12 protein-coding genes are annotated in these 14,043 nt (G+C 46.0%); all 12 read left to right on the top strand.

All coding sequences use genetic code 11. The features are described from left to right. The first annotated feature begins 224 nt into the window (after positions 1-224). The 12 genes from NYE58_RS33295 to gltX all read left to right on the top strand — a co-directional run bounded on the left by NYE58_RS33295 (position 225) and on the right by gltX (position 13,810). Positions 225-1,397, top strand: a complete 1,173-nt coding sequence (locus NYE58_RS33295; protein WP_339245180.1) for a GNAT family N-acetyltransferase — start codon at positions 225-227, stop codon at positions 1,395-1,397. A gap of 293 nt (positions 1,398-1,690) precedes the next feature. Next, positions 1,691-2,152 carry a CtsR family transcriptional regulator gene (locus NYE58_RS33290; protein ID WP_036680465.1) on the top strand — a complete coding sequence of 154 codons (462 nt, stop codon included), beginning with the start codon at positions 1,691-1,693 and terminating at the stop codon, positions 2,150-2,152. Positions 2,153-2,182: 30 nt separating this feature from the next. Continuing rightward, positions 2,183-2,707: a UvrB/UvrC motif-containing protein gene (locus NYE58_RS33285; protein WP_036680467.1), complete on the top strand. Its 525-nt coding sequence runs from the start codon at positions 2,183-2,185 to the stop codon at positions 2,705-2,707. 28 nt (positions 2,708-2,735) lie between these two features. Next, positions 2,736-3,800, top strand: a complete 1,065-nt coding sequence (locus NYE58_RS33280) for a protein arginine kinase (protein ID WP_076218760.1) — start codon at positions 2,736-2,738, stop codon at positions 3,798-3,800. Between the two features lie 35 nt (positions 3,801-3,835). Next, positions 3,836-6,304 (top strand): ATP-dependent protease ATP-binding subunit ClpC, encoded by a 2,469-nt coding sequence (clpC, locus tag NYE58_RS33275; RefSeq protein ID WP_036680471.1) that lies wholly within the window; start codon positions 3,836-3,838, stop codon positions 6,302-6,304. A 186-nt stretch (positions 6,305-6,490) separates the two neighbouring features. Next, positions 6,491-7,858, top strand: coding sequence for a DNA repair protein RadA (radA, locus tag NYE58_RS33270; protein ID WP_036680472.1), 1,368 nt, complete (start codon positions 6,491-6,493; stop codon positions 7,856-7,858). Positions 7,859-7,871: 13 nt separating this feature from the next. Continuing rightward, complete coding sequence (gene disA / locus NYE58_RS33265; RefSeq protein WP_036680475.1) at positions 7,872-8,948, top strand: DNA integrity scanning diadenylate cyclase DisA; 1,077 nt, start codon at positions 7,872-7,874, stop codon at positions 8,946-8,948. Positions 8,949-9,012: 64 nt separating this feature from the next. Further along, positions 9,013-9,750, top strand: coding sequence for a CDP-diacylglycerol--serine O-phosphatidyltransferase (gene pssA, locus NYE58_RS33260; protein ID WP_036680477.1), 738 nt, complete (start codon positions 9,013-9,015; stop codon positions 9,748-9,750). 177 nt (positions 9,751-9,927) lie between these two features. Beyond that, entirely contained in the window at positions 9,928-11,016 is a 1,089-nt protein-coding gene (locus NYE58_RS33255) for a PIN/TRAM domain-containing protein (RefSeq protein ID WP_036680481.1), read from the top strand. Positions 11,017-11,111: 95 nt separating this feature from the next. Further along, complete coding sequence (ispD, locus tag NYE58_RS33250) at positions 11,112-11,810, top strand: 2-C-methyl-D-erythritol 4-phosphate cytidylyltransferase (RefSeq protein WP_076218759.1); 699 nt, start codon at positions 11,112-11,114, stop codon at positions 11,808-11,810. After that, a complete protein-coding gene (gene ispF / locus NYE58_RS33245) occupies positions 11,807-12,295 on the top strand; it encodes a 2-C-methyl-D-erythritol 2,4-cyclodiphosphate synthase (RefSeq protein WP_036680486.1) in 489 nt (162 codons plus the stop codon). The genes ispD and ispF overlap by 4 nt, the downstream gene beginning before the upstream one ends. A 51-nt stretch (positions 12,296-12,346) precedes the next feature. Further along, a complete protein-coding gene (gene gltX / locus NYE58_RS33240) occupies positions 12,347-13,810 on the top strand; it encodes a glutamate--tRNA ligase (protein WP_036680487.1) in 1,464 nt (487 codons plus the stop codon). Positions 13,811-14,043: the final 233 nt, after the last annotated feature.

Here is a 14,043-nt window from a genome sequence, read left to right as displayed (position 1 = left end):
ACACGGGTTGCTGTGGATATAGTCATATTTATGTGGATAGAGGGATTAATAAGTGGATAATTATTTTAACTTGAATAGAACAAGATTACAAGACTATTTTTAAAACTGCCTAAGGCTGTGGATAACTAAAAAAAGTTCGAAAAATATCCTTATAATTCGCACACAATAAACTCTCTTGTTATACTAACCATAAAAGTAAATTCATAAATGATGAGGTGAGTTTTGTGGATATCAGACAGTTGCACTCAGAAGAGTTTGATCTAAGCATGGATTTATCTGAATATGCTTTTCAATACAAGCTGCCCAGTGAGAAAAGGGCGAATGCTAAGGAAAGATTTAAAGCAGAACGCGTATGGGGTGCTTTTGAAGAAGGTACTTTGGAAGCTAAACTTACTCTTCTTCCGTTCGAAGTGTACATACAAGGTAGATTAGTACCTATGGGAGGGCTCGCAGGGGTAGCGACATGGCCAGAGAATCGCAGACAGGGGCATGTGGCAAAGCTCCTGGCGCATACGCTGCAAACGATGAATGAGGCGGGGCAGACATTATCTTTTCTGCATCCGTTCCTGATCCCCTTTTATCGCAAATTTGGTTGGGAAGTTTATTGTGAATATAAGAAATACTCCATTCCTGTTGCCAGGTTCCCCAAGAAGGTTGAAGTTGAGGGCAAGGTAAGACGTGGTGTTATAGATATCGAAGTATTGGACAACTTATACAATCGTTTTGCAGTTAGATATAACGGAACACTTAAGCGTGATTTGGACTGGTGGGAGAGCTCTGTTCTGGATGATGAAGGTCAGACTGCGGTATTTTATTCACAGCTTGGGGAACCTGAAGGATACGTACTATATAAGATAGAAAATAGAGAGCTGGTCATTGATGAATTTGTGTTTTTGAACGAACAGGCCCGGCAGGGGCTGTGGACATTTCTTGCGAATCACGATTCGATGGTGACCGGTGCATCGCTAAAACTGGTGCCATCCGATGATATGTTACCCTTTTTGCTGCCTGATCCGCGTATAGAGCAGGAGAATTATCCTTATTTTATGGCGCGTATTGTTAATGCTAAAGCATTCGTGGAGAGTTATTCTTTTAAGCGTCACAACAGTCAGAAGAAACAGGTTATCTATATTGAAGATAAATATGCCCCATGGAATGACGGGTTGTGGGAATGGACTGTCTCCGAAAAGGGAGCAGCAGCTTTCTTGCGTATAGAGGGTGAACGGGATGCAGCTGACTTAAGCTGTGATATTGGTACGCTGACGATTCTAATGTTTGGATATAAACGCCCGGCAGAGCTGGCTCGTTATGGACGTGTGACTGGTAATCCGAGGGCTCTGGAATGGCTCGAAGAAATCATACCGCAAGCTGAAACTGCACTTTTTGATCATTTTTAGAAAATAATTAGGCTCTCCCCTTCGAAAGATGCTGGGAGAGTTCTTTATTTCCGAATACATTCGCTGAAAAAAGTGAAAAATAAGAGAATCCTCTTGGAATTAGCACAGAATATGTTATAATATTAAAAAGTCAAAGAAAGTCAAAGTCAACGCACCTGATGACATACAGTGCGATCCTCTGAATTTGTGAAGTTTTCTTCAGACTTATATGAATGAAGTTCACTAATGAATGTCATTAAGGATGCGGGCGCAAGCGATATTATGAAGCTTTAAAGAGCACTGGAGGATGAGTGATGCGCAATATCTCTGATATTATTGAACAATATCTGAAGAATATTTTGCATGAAAGTCCCGAAGGTACGGTGGAAATCCAGCGAAATGACCTGGCGGACCAGTTCTCATGCGTACCGTCACAGATCAATTATGTTATTAGTACACGCTTTACACTGGAAAAAGGCTATGTGGTGGAAAGTAAGCGTGGTGGCGGGGGATATATTCGTATTCAACGTTTTGAATTGCCGCCCAACGTGGCACTGCATGCCCATTTAAACCATACTATAGGTGGCGGGATAGATCAGAACGCTGCCGAAGGGTTGATTTATCAACTGGAGGAAGCTGGTTTTCTAAGCAAGCGTGAGGCGTGTCTTATGCGCGCTGCTGTTTCTCGGGATTGCCTAACGGTTAAGATTCCATATCGGGATGAGATTCGGGCCAAGATTATGAAGGCGATGTTAATCTCTTTGTTAGGCAAATAATTGTCAATCATAAGGGAGGGGCTTTCGCTTATGCAATGTCAGGAATGTGGCGTCAAGCCAGCAACACTCCATTTCACCAAGATCGTGAATGGAGAGAAGACAGAATTTCATATCTGCGAGAGCTGTGCGCGGGAGAAGGGTGAACTGATCCCGGGAACTGCTGGAGGATTCTCCATTCACAGCTTGCTGTCCGGTCTGCTTGATCTTGAAGGGGCGGGTAAGGAAAAGACGGCTGCTACGAAGACTACGCAGAGTCTGCAATGTGAGAATTGTGGAATGACGTACTCGCAGTTTAGCAAATTGGGTCGTTTTGGCTGCAGCTCCTGTTATAAATATTTTAACAGTGCACTGGACCCGCTCTTTAAACGGGTGCATGGCAGCACTTCGCATGTAGGCAAGATTCCTAAACGTGCTGGAGCACAAATTGTGTTCAAGCGGCAAATTGATGAATTGAAGCTGGAATTACAGCAAAGTATCGCACAGGAGGAATTCGAAACTGCGGCAGAGCTGCGGGATCAAATTCGCCAACTTGAAAAAGAAATGGCACAAGAGTAAAGTCTTTGATATATAGGGGGGATATGACATGTCAAGTCTCCGATTTACTGAACAAGCGCTTAGTGATTGGATGCGCTCGGGAGGCAGTCACTCCGAGATTGTAATTAGCAGCCGTATGCGTATTGCACGTAATTTAGAGCATCTTCCATTCCCTATGCTTGCTTCCTTAGAGCAATCGGAAGAAGTATTAGAGCTGCTGGCCCCTGTGTTTCATGGGGAAACTGCTGCCGTATTCGGATCTTTTCAACTGATAAAGCTTGCTGAAGTGAATGAACTGGATAAAAAGGTATTGGTCGAGAAACATCTCATCAGTCCTAATCTGGCTAATGATTCACGTGGCGCAGCTGTGATATTAAATGAAGATGAGTCGGTCAGCATCATGATTAACGAAGAAGACCATCTGCGGATCCAATGTCTGTTCCCGGGTCTTCAGGTAAGAGAAGCATGGGAACGTGCGACAGCCATCGATGATATCTTCGAATCGGCTGTGAATTACGCTTTTGATGATAAAAGAGGATACTTGACCAGTTGTCCCACCAATGTGGGTACAGGGCTGCGTGCCTCAGTAATGCTGCATTTGCCAGCACTAGTAATGACCCAACAGATCAATCGCATATTGTCAGCAGTGAACCAAGTGGGATTGACTGTAAGAGGAATTTATGGTGAGGGCAGCGAAGCAGTAGGGAACATCTTTCAAATTTCCAATCAGATTACTCTCGGTCAAACAGAAAGTGAAATCATCGAGAACCTTCACAGTGTAGTCACCCAGATTATAGAGCATGAACGAAATGCCCGTGAAAGGCTGCTTGTAGATTCCGCTTTAAGAATTACAGACCGAGTGAAAAGATCTTATGGGATTTTGTGTTACGCTGCTCTAATGGAGCTTAAAGAATCCGCACAACGGCTGTCTGATGTGAGACTTGGGGTTGACCTTGGTATACTGGAAGGCCCTTCGATTTCCGTGCTTAATGAGCTTAACGTTAAGACACAGCCAGGATTTCTGCAAAAAATGTTCGGTGACGAGATGAACGCCACTGAACGGGATATGTATCGGGCGAAACTGCTCCGAGAAACACTGGGAACACAACATTAATATAGATATTTATTATTCATGGAGGTGCAGGAGATATGATGTTTGGAAGATTTACGGAACGCGCACAAAAAGTGCTAGCGCTAGCGCAGGAAGAAGCTGTTCGTTTAGGACACAACAATATTGGCACAGAACATATTTTGCTAGGACTTATTCGTGAAGGAGACGGCATTGCTGCTAAAGCATTAATCGCTTTGGGTCTGGGTCTTGAGAAAATCCAGGACGAAGTGGAGACACTGATTGGCAGAGGCCAAGAACAACCTACGAACATTGCTTATACTCCTCGCGCCAAAAAAGTAATCGAGTTGTCGATGGACGAAGCCCGCAAGCTGGGACATACGTATGTCGGCACTGAGCATATTCTGCTAGGACTTATTCGTGAAGGAGAAGGTGTCGCGGCTCGTGTGCTTAATAACCTAGGCATCAGCTTGAACAAAGCTCGTCAGCAAGTGCTTCAGCTTCTGGGAAGCAGCGAGGCTGCATCCAGTCATAGCGGAACACCTGCTAATGTCAGCACACCGACTCTAGACGGTCTAGCACGCGATTTGACGGCTTATGCCAAGGATGGCAACCTGGATCCAGTTATCGGTCGCAGCAAGGAAATTGAACGTGTTATTCAGGTGCTGAGCCGCCGGACGAAGAACAACCCGGTGTTGATAGGTGAACCTGGGGTTGGTAAAACAGCTATTGCTGAAGGCTTGGCCCAAAAGATCATTAATAATGAAATTCCAGAAACACTGCGCGACAAACGCGTAATGACGCTCGATATGGGATCGGTAGTGGCTGGTACTAAATATCGCGGTGAGTTTGAAGACCGCCTCAAGAAAATCATGGATGAGATTCGCCAAGCGGGGAATATCGTACTCTTTATCGATGAGCTTCATACGCTGATCGGTGCTGGTGGCGCAGAAGGTGCTATTGATGCTTCCAACATTCTTAAGCCGGCTTTAGCCCGCGGAGAACTTCAGTGCATCGGTGCGACTACGCTGGATGAATATCGTAAATATATTGAAAAAGATGCAGCTTTGGAGCGCCGTTTCCAACCCATTACGGTGGATCAGCCATCTCCAGAAGAAGCGGTACAAATTCTATTTGGACTTCGCGATCGTTATGAAGCACATCACCGTGTGAAAATTACGGATGAAGCTATCGTGGAAGCTGTAAAGCTGTCTGATCGTTACATTCCGGATCGTTTCCTGCCGGATAAAGCCATTGACCTTATCGATGAAGCAGGGTCTAAAGTAAGGCTTCACTCTTACACTATCCCGCCAAATCTGAAGGAACTAGAAATGCGCTTGGATGATATCCGCAAGGAGAAGGATTCTGCTGTTCAGAGCCAAGAGTTTGAGAAAGCGGCTGCCCTGCGTGATACGGAGCAAAAAATCCGTGAAGAGCTTGATACGACTAAGAACCAGTGGAAAGAAAAACAAGGACGTACCGATTCTGAAGTTACACCTGAAGATATCGCACAGGTTGTTGCAAGCTGGACGGGAATCCCTGTAAGCAAGCTGAAGGAAGAAGAGACCGACCGTCTGCTTAACATGGAAGCTCTGCTGCATGAACGAGTGATTGGTCAGGACGAAGCTGTTAAGGCTGTCAGCCGGGCATTGCGCCGGGCGCGTGCGGGTCTTAAAGATCCAAAACGTCCAATGGGCTCCTTTATCTTCCTCGGTCCTACGGGTGTAGGTAAAACTGAGTTGGCACGTGCGCTTGCTGAAGCCATGTTCGGCGATGAGAATGCGGTCATCCGTATTGATATGTCGGAATACATGGAGAAGCACTCCACGTCCCGTTTAGTTGGTGCCCCTCCTGGATATGTCGGCTATGAAGAAGGCGGCCAATTAACAGAGAAGGTACGTCGTAAACCATACTCGGTAGTACTGCTTGATGAAATTGAAAAAGCACATCCGGAAGTATTCAACATTTTGCTGCAAGTGCTTGAAGATGGTCGCCTTACCGACTCCAAAGGCCGGGTAGTTGACTTCCGCAATACACTTATCATTCTGACCTCTAACGTAGGCGCACAGGCAATCAAGAAGAATTCAACGCTTGGATTCACGGCTGTGCAGGATGCAGGAGCAGAATACGGCAATATGAAGGGCAAGGTTATGGAAGAGCTCAAAAAGAGCTTCCGTCCAGAGTTCTTGAACCGGATCGACGAAATCATCGTCTTCCACTCACTCGATGAGAAACATATCGCTGAGATCGTTACGTTGATGTCTGATGAGCTGCGTAAGCGCCTGCGTGAATATGATGTTGATTTCGTACTCACGGATGCAGCGAAGGCCTTCTTGGCTAAAGAAGGTTATGACCCAGCCTTCGGTGCACGTCCATTGCGTCGGGCAATTCAGAAGCATATTGAAGACCGTCTTTCTGAGGAATTGTTGAGAGGAAATATCCAAAAGGGTGATTCCCTCAATATTGATGAGGTCGGCGGAGAACTTGTGGTGACTAAAGTGGACGCTCCAGTAGCGCCAGCGCTTGAAAAAGAAGTAGAATCCGAATAAAATAAACAAGGCTTTCGCTCCTTATTTATAGAGGAGCGGAAGCTTTTTTTATTGGAAATAGATCAATTTAAAATATACATTTAATGCAAATACCGAATGACCTTTCGTTAAAGGGGTAGAAATGGTAAACTTTCATTAGAAGAAAATGATCCGAATTGTAAACAGTTCGGACCGTAAGGAGAACAAATGGCTAAAGCAAAAACAAAATTTTTTTGCACCGACTGTGGATACGAATCGCCAAAATGGTTCGGGAAATGCCCAGGGTGCCAGGCTTGGAACTCCATGGTGGAGGAAACGGAAAGCGTAGTCAAAACACAGGGAATGAATGCCCCTATTTTTCATAGTAAAGAAAAGGCACAGTCGATCATAAGTATAGAAAGTGACAAGGAACCGCGCATACTGACAGGTATAGGTGAGCTTAACCGTGTTCTCGGTGGGGGGATCGTACCAGGATCGCTGGTACTAGTAGGGGGAGACCCAGGAATCGGTAAATCTACGCTCTTATTACAGACCTCGCACGCCCTTACAACACAGGGATTGCGAGTACTGTATATCTCGGGCGAAGAATCGGTAAGGCAAACTAAGCTGCGCGCGGATCGCCTCGATGCGTTGTCAACGGAGCTTTATGTACTATGTGAGACAAATATGGAAAGCATAGAAGAAGCGATCGAACAAATCCAGCCACAATTTCTTGTCATCGATTCTATTCAGACCGTATTTATGCCAGAAGTAACGAGTGCGCCAGGCAGCGTGACCCAGGTTCGGGAATGTACGACAAGATTTATGCGTATCGCTAAGATTCGTGGAATTGCAACAGTTCTCGTTGGTCATGTTACCAAGGAAGGGGCTATTGCTGGACCACGGATGCTTGAACATATGGTGGACTGCGTGCTGTATTTTGAGGGTGAGCGGCATCATACGTATAGACTTTTGCGGGCTGTAAAAAACCGCTTTGGCTCTACGAATGAAATCGGCATTTTCGAAATGGGTGAAGCGGGGCTTACCGAAGTAGAGAATCCATCGGAGCTCTTTTTATCGGAACGTCCGCTTGGCGTGGCTGGTTCTACTGTGGTGGCAAGTATGGAGGGAACTAGACCTGTGCTTGTAGAACTTCAGGCACTTGTTGCTGCCACCCACTTCCCTTCCCCACGGCGAATGTGCACAGGCATGGATCACCAGCGGATGGCACTTATTATCGCTGTACTCGAGAAACGGATGGGCATGTTCCTGCAAAATCAGGATGCATACCTGAATGTTGCCGGGGGAGTAAAGCTGGATGAACCGGCGATTGATCTAGCTGTAGCTATTAGTATCGCCTCCAGTTTTCGTGATATTTCAACAAAACCTTACGACGTTTTCTTCGGAGAAGTAGGACTTACCGGTGAGGTAAGAGGCGTTTCGCGCGCGGAAATGCGCGTTAAGGAGGCCGCAAAGCTTGGCTTCCGGCGGGTGATTATGCCTGAAAAGAGCATGAAGGGATGGAAGCACCCGCAAGATATCCAGATTATTGGCGTCAGTACCGTAGCAGATGCACTATCGGTCGCGTTAGATTAGGGGGCACAGGGATATGAAAGAATATAACCAATTAGAGAATATGAATGATCTGCTCAGACTGGCGGCACCGGGTACACCTTTTCGGGAAGGTTTGGAGAATGTGCTGCGCGCTAAGACAGGGGCACTTATTGTCGTAGGGTACAGTCCTGAGGTGATGGACGTAGTGGATGGCGGATTCTCCATTAACTGCGATTTTTCGCCCAATTATTTATATGAGCTAGCTAAAATGGACGGAGCTATTATTCTAAGTGAGGATTTAAAGCGTATATTGTATGCTAATACACAACTTATACCGGATTCCTCTATCTCATCCATCGAGACGGGGATCCGTCACCGCACCGCGGAGCGGGTAGCGAAGCAAACGGGTAAGCTGGTGGTTTCCATTTCACAACGCCGCAATATCATCACGCTTTATCAAGGCTCGATACGTTATGCACTCAAAGAGATCGGGGCTATTTTGGCAAAGGCTAACCAAGCGATTCAGACACTCGAGAAGTATAAAGCAGTGCTCACGCAAGGACTGACGAATTTGTCAGCTTCAGAATATGAGGGCATTGTTACCGTTGCTGAAGTAGTGGGCGTTATCCAGCGTGTAGAGATGGTTTTGCGCATAAAAATGGAGATCAAACGCTATATCAACGAATTGGGCAACGAAGGACGCCTGATCAGCATGCAGATGGAAGAACTGGTTGGAAATACAGAGGAAGAAGCATGGCTTCTATACAGAGACTATGCTAAGGAAGAGCAGGAAGATAAAATCCGTGAAATTATCGCCGGTCTCAAACGGATAAGCGATGATGATCTGATGGATGATAACCATATTGCCCGTATACTGGGTTATTCCTCTACGGCAATTACCTCTGAAGAAGTGGTGACTCCACGTGGTTATCGCCTGCTTAACAAAATTCCGCGGCTTCCGAATGTGATCATTCACAATCTGGTGGAGCGGTTTGAAATGCTGCCTAATTTGATGTCCGCAAGCATAGCTGAATTGGATGAAGTGGACGGAATTGGGGAGGTGCGGGCCCGTAATATTCAGGATGGGCTCAAACGTTTACAGAAGCAAGTTCTTATTGACAGGCAAATGTAAATAACATACAATCACGTAATATTGGGGACGTTAAAGGCCAAAGTTAGAAAATTGAGGTGAAGAAATGATACAAAAATCAATTCCGAGTCTTTTTACGATAGGTAATTTGATGCTCGGAATGTTTGGTATCATGATGGCGTTTGACGGTAAGATTAGCATGGCCGCTATCATGGTTATTATTGCTATGCTGTTAGACGGCTTAGATGGTCGAGTAGCTCGCGCTCTAAAATGCGAAAGCGAATTTGGCAAGGAGTTGGACTCCTTATCTGATGTCGTTTCTTTCGGAGTCGCACCGGCCGTTATTTTGTACGTCTCAAGCCTGCAGGATTTGAACTCTGCATTAGGCTGGACAGTAACTGCGATTTTTCCGGTGTTTGGTGCTTTGCGCTTAGCCCGTTTTAATGTTCGTCCGGGGGTTCCGGGTTATTTTATCGGTTTGCCAATTCCTGCTGCAGGTGGTGTACTGGCCACATTAGCTCTTTTTAATAAAGATGTTTCGGCTCCGTTTATGATCGTTGCTACACTGCTCTTATCCTATTTGATGGTCAGCACTGTTAAATATCCTAATTTCAAAAAGATTGGATTGCCGAAAAAAGCGGTGGTTGGAGCGCCAGTGGTTATTGTTGTTGCAGTGGCTGTAGCTGTAGTGTTCCCAGAGCAAATCGCTAAGCTGATCTTTGTCTTACTTGGAATTTACGCATTATACGGCTTTAAGCAAAATATTGATCGGTTGACTGCCAGACGCCGTCATCGTCGTCGTAGCCGTTCAGAAGATAAAGTGTATCACTCCAAGAACGGTTAATCGGTCCATAAGGTAAGGTAACTGAATAAATTATGACCAAAGGTTTTGTCTTCCCTAGGGGATGGCAAAGCCTTTTTGCATTTCCAGCGCTACCCCAAGTTTATCGTCTTGAAAATTGGAACATACTGGTGAGGAATAGATCCATTTAGGATGAATAAAAAGGAGGTGCGTTAGGTTATGTGGAAAAAAGTGATTTTGTCTTTTGCCTTAATATGTGGTGCTTGGTCAGGTTTTTCGCTATACCATGCGCTCGAAAGAGGATTCCCCAAGGGGATGGAGAAGCTGGGTGAAAGCTTACCTGTAGAAGGAAGCATTTTATTTACGGTGCTGGGTGCCATTATTTTTTTGTTTGCGGGGTCTTTATGCGCGGAATGGGGAGGTTCAAAACTGCGGGAGGCGGTTCACTACTGTTCGCGTATTCCAATGAATGAATTAGCTGCAAGTGCAGCTGGGCTTACAGGGGGGCTTCTGTTATCTCTCCTGTTATACCCTGCAATGATCTGGCTTGGGAAAGCTGGGCAGCTGCTGCAAGTGCCAGCTACGTTAGCTTTTGGATATCTGGGGCTGCGGATCGGTTTGGAGAAAAAAGAGGAGCTTGCTGCGCTGTGGACATCTGGACGCTGGGGCCAAGCGGCTGAGCCGGAAGGCCGCGGGCTTGAGGAACATAAAATCCTCGACACAAGTGTTATTATCGATGGAAGAATCGCTGACATTTGTAAGACGGGATTTATTGAGGGAACCATTGTCATACCTGAATTCGTGCTTGAAGAGCTCCAGCATATTGCTGATTCTTCGGATTTGTTGAAGCGGAACCGGGGACGGCGTGGGCTTGATATACTCAATAAAATTCAAAAAGAGCTTGATGTGAAGGTATTGATCTATGAGGGAGATTTTGAAGAAATCTCTGAGGTTGACAGTAAGTTAGTGAAGTTAGCGAAGGTACTGCAAGGTAAAGTAGTCACTAATGATTTCAACTTAAATAAGGTTTGCGAATTGCAGGGTGTTTCCGTTCTGAATATTAACGATCTGGCGAATGCTGTGAAGCCTGTAGTGCTGCCTGGTGAGGAAATCGTAGTTCAGGTCATTAAGGATGGCAAAGAACATGGGCAAGGGGTAGCCTACTTAGACGATGGAACGATGATTGTTGTAGAAGGCGGACGTGAATATATCGGGACTACGATGGAGGTTCTGGTCACTAGCGTGCTGCAAACTTCGGCTGGCCGAATGATATTTGCTAAGCCAAAACTTTTGGAAAAAGCGCAATAAGTGAAGATAAAGTGTATGGGGACTGTCCTATGGGTTGGAAATGCCCGCCAAACACGTTATGATGGGATTATACGTGAAAGACAGGAGCCAGATTAATGTCAAACAGTGTGGGCGTCGTCATTGTGGCGGCAGGCAGAGGAACGCGAATGGGAACTGCGGAGAGCAAGCAATATTTGTTACTGCAGGGGAAGCCGATTATCGTTCATACGCTGGAGGTATTCCAGCAGCACGAATTGATCTCTGAAATCGTGCTCGTAACCGGTGAAGAGGATATTAAACGCTGCCGGGAATGGATACAGCTCTATAAGCTGGACAAGGTTAAGGCTATAGTAACTGGTGGATCTGAGCGTCAGCATTCCGTACATAAAGGGTTGTTGAAACTTACGACACAGTGGGTAATGGTACATGATGGTGTTCGTCCGTTTGTACAGCCAAATGAAATTGAGGCTTGCTACGAACGAGCGAAGCAGATGGGTGCTTCGGTTCTTGCTGTACCCGTCAAGGATACGATCAAACAGGTGGATAATGAAGGACAAGTACTGTCTACGCCGGATCGGCGAAGTCTGTGGGCGATTCAAACCCCGCAGACTTTTCGTCTTTCTGATTTGCTGGAGGCTTATGCAGCGGCAGAGCGGGATGGCTTTCTGGGCACCGATGACTCCAGCTTGGCGGAGCGTGCGGGGATTCCGGTTTCTGTGGTAGAGGGAAGCTACAGAAATATTAAGATTACGACACCTGATGATTTGGATTATGCAGAATTCACAGAAAGAAACAGGGGAGAGGGACAATCATGATCGCTGTAGGACAAGGATTTGATGTGCATCAGCTGGTAGAGGGCAGGCCTTGTATTATTGGGGGAGTTACGATTCCTTATGAAAAAGGATTGCTTGGGCATTCCGATGCAGATGTGCTGCTGCATGCAGTTAGTGACGCGATTCTAGGCGCACTTGGACTTGGTGATATTGGCAGACATTTTCCGGATACAGATCCAGCTTTTAAGGACGCAGATAGCTTGAAGTTATTAGAAGAGGTATGGGCACTTGCTCGTGAGCGAGGATATAAGCTGGGAAATATTGATTCAACGATTATCGCCCAAAAGCCTAAGATGGCTCCGTACATTCCACAAATGACCGAGATTATCGCACGTGCGCTTAATGCCGACCCGTCCAAGGTGAATGTTAAAGCTACTACAACTGAGCAGCTTGGTTTTGCCGGACGCGGCGAAGGAATTGCCGCACAATCTATTGTCTGTCTACTCCAAGATGTGATATCATCTTGAGATGGTCTAAGTAGTAAATTAAGTTCAACCATATGAAGCGGAGGGAATACAATGACGGATGAAGTCCGGGTGCGTTACGCACCGAGCCCTACGGGACATTTACATATAGGTAACGCCAGAACGGCGCTGTTTAACTATCTGTTCGCCCGTAATAAAGGCGGTAAATTCATTATCAGAATTGAAGATACAGACGTAAAGCGCAATGTCGCTGGTGGTGAAGAGAGCCAGCTTAAGTATTTGAAATGGCTGGGTATGGATTGGGATGAGAGCGTTGATGTGGGCGGAGAGTACGGACCTTATCGTCAGACAGAACGTCTTGACTTATATCGTGTACATTGGCAGGATTTGCTGGACAGAGGTTTGGCTTACCGCTGCTATTGCACAGAGGAAGAGCTGGAAGCGGAACGTGAAGAACAGACTGCTCGCGGAGAAACGCCTCGTTATTCTGGCAAACACCGTGATCTGACTGAAGAGCAACGTTTAGCTTTTGAAGCTGAGGGACGAGTGGCCAGCATTCGCTTCCGTGTGCCAGAAGATCGTACGTATGCGTTTGATGATCTCGTAAAAGGCAGTATTTCTTTTGACACAAAAGAAATGGGTGACTTTGTTATTGTGAAGAAGGACGGAATTCCGACCTATAACTTCGCGGTAGCTGTTGACGATCATCTGATGGCTATTACCCACGTATTGCGTGGAGAAGACCATATTTCCAACACACCCCGCCAGCTTATGATCTATGAAGCGCTTGGCTGGGAGCCACCTTTATTTGGTCACATGACGCTTATTGTTGGCGACAACCACAAGAAGCTCAGCAAACGGGATGAATCCGTTATTCAGTTTATCGAGCAATATGATGAATTGGGTTACTTGCCTGAGGCTCTGGTTAACTTCATTTCTCTGCTTGGCTGGTCTCCAGAGGGAGAAGAAGAGATCTTCAGTAAAGAAGAACTTATTTCTATTTTTGATGCGGACCGTTTGTCCAAAAGCCCGGCTGTGTTCGATAAAAACAAGCTGGCGCATCTGAATAATCATTATATTAAACATGCTGATCCTAAACGGATCTCTGCACTAGCTATTCCGCATTTGCAAAAAGCGGGTAAAATACCTGCTGAGCTGAACGAAGAGCAACAAGCATGGGCGGAAAGCCTTGTCGCGTTGTATCAAGAGCAGATGACTGCAGCTTCTGACATCGTGGCGCTATCGGAACTGTTCTTCCGCAGTCACCTAGAATTAGAAACGGAAGCAGCACAGGTTCTGGCTGAAAGCCAAGTTCCTGAGGTATTGTCTGCTTTTCTGGCTAAGGTTGAAGCCTGTCAGGATTTCAGTGCAAGCAACATGGCTGTTCTGATTAAGGAAGTACAGAAAGAAACAGGTCATAAGGGCAAAGCACTCTTTATGCCAATTCGTGTGGCTCTGACCGGACAAACGCACGGACGTGATCTTAATATAACCATTGCTTTGCTCGGCAAAAACCGGGTCATCGAACGTTTGAAATCACAAATTAAGGGCGCTTAAGGTCGTATTTCATACGACTAAACCCCCTTGTCAGTATCTTGTCTTTTGCGCTAAGATAGAATTATATGATAATAGCTGTGATCAGGAGAAGTACGTCCATTGAAGACAATTGCCAGAGAGAATAACCGAGAAAGGGACACCCTTTCGGGCTGGGAGTTATTCATTTGTCCGGGGCAGAACATGCGCCTGTGAGCTGCACGGTTGAATGACCTTTTTAAGGCTCATTAGATCGC

This window comes from Paenibacillus sp. FSL L8-0708 (genome assembly GCF_038009325.1).
GTDB classification, from domain to species: Bacteria; Bacillota; Bacilli; order Paenibacillales; family Paenibacillaceae; genus Paenibacillus_AQ; species Paenibacillus_AQ odorifer.
This window is presented reverse-complemented; position numbering and strand designations above follow the sequence as displayed.

Excerpts from the sequence above, each read along its gene's own strand:
- NYE58_RS33285 (WP_036680467.1), top strand. The coding sequence starts at position 2,183 with ATGCAATGTCAGGAATGTGGCGTCAAGCCAGCAACACTCCATTTCACC.
- pssA (WP_036680477.1), top strand. The coding sequence starts at position 9,013 with ATGATACAAAAATCAATTCCGAGTCTTTTTACGATAGGTAATTTGATG.
- gltX (WP_036680487.1), top strand. The coding sequence starts at position 12,347 with ATGACGGATGAAGTCCGGGTGCGTTACGCACCGAGCCCTACGGGACAT.
- ispD (WP_076218759.1), top strand. The coding sequence starts at position 11,112 with ATGTCAAACAGTGTGGGCGTCGTCATTGTGGCGGCAGGCAGAGGAACG.
- clpC (WP_036680471.1), top strand. The coding sequence starts at position 3,836 with ATGATGTTTGGAAGATTTACGGAACGCGCACAAAAAGTGCTAGCGCTA.
- NYE58_RS33255 (WP_036680481.1), top strand. The coding sequence starts at position 9,928 with ATGTGGAAAAAAGTGATTTTGTCTTTTGCCTTAATATGTGGTGCTTGG.
- disA (WP_036680475.1), top strand. The coding sequence starts at position 7,872 with ATGAAAGAATATAACCAATTAGAGAATATGAATGATCTGCTCAGACTG.
- NYE58_RS33290 (WP_036680465.1), top strand. The coding sequence starts at position 1,691 with ATGCGCAATATCTCTGATATTATTGAACAATATCTGAAGAATATTTTG.
- NYE58_RS33280 (WP_076218760.1), top strand. The coding sequence starts at position 2,736 with ATGTCAAGTCTCCGATTTACTGAACAAGCGCTTAGTGATTGGATGCGC.
- ispF (WP_036680486.1), top strand. The coding sequence starts at position 11,807 with ATGATCGCTGTAGGACAAGGATTTGATGTGCATCAGCTGGTAGAGGGC.
- radA (WP_036680472.1), top strand. The coding sequence starts at position 6,491 with ATGGCTAAAGCAAAAACAAAATTTTTTTGCACCGACTGTGGATACGAA.